Source organism: Pseudomonas sp. GW821-FHT09C09 (assembly GCF_059418105.1).
In genome coordinates this window covers 1-574 of the sequence record NZ_JBWKPF010000019.1, presented here as the reverse complement: position 1 = coordinate 574, position 574 = coordinate 1, and the positions used below count along the sequence as shown (strand labels likewise).

Genomic DNA, 574 nt, shown 5'->3' with positions numbered 1-574 from the left:
ATGCCGTGTTCTTCCAGCACCTGACTGATGATCTGCTGCACGGTCATCTGCTGGAAGATGCGCTGGTTGAAGCGATGCGCGAGGTACGAAAGCTGCGGGCGCAGCGAGATCTTGTAGCGGGTCAGGCGCTTGCCCGCCTCGCCCTGGGCGATGCTGTAGATCAGCCCGTGGATTCCGGTGCCGCTCGGCGACAGTTGAAGAAACGCCAGTTTGTGCAGCAGGCTTTCGAGGTTGATCGAGGCCTTTTCACTGACCAGTTCCAGCTCGAATTCGAAGGGCGTGTTGAGGGCTTCCCGGCCGGTGAACGACAGCACCTGGAAATCGCTGTCCGCGCCATCGATGGTCAGGTTGAAATGGGGCTGATTGGCCGGTGAGAACATTCCCTTGTCCCTCGCGCAGTGCTGCAACACACGCCAGATCGGTAAGGATCTGACGTCGAAAAATCATTGAGTTGTAAAGGTGCCTCGACCGGAAAAACCGGCCGAGGCGGTACAACCATCAGCCGTAATTAAACGACTGGAGCACGCCAGTCATCGGAACCCGAAGTACCGGATACTTCGTGGGTCCAGGTGAT

Annotated in this window: 1 protein-coding gene and 1 pseudogene; both read right to left on the bottom strand. The window is 57.8% G+C overall.

The genetic code is table 11. The features are described from left to right. A partial coding sequence (locus tag AC07NR_RS29100; RefSeq protein ID WP_495080003.1) for a contractile injection system protein, VgrG/Pvc8 family occupies positions 1-380 on the bottom strand: 380 nt, incomplete at its 3' end. A gap of 128 nt (positions 381-508) precedes the next feature. Then, positions 509-574, bottom strand: a pseudogene (locus tag AC07NR_RS29095) (Hcp family type VI secretion system effector); the annotation flags it as partial.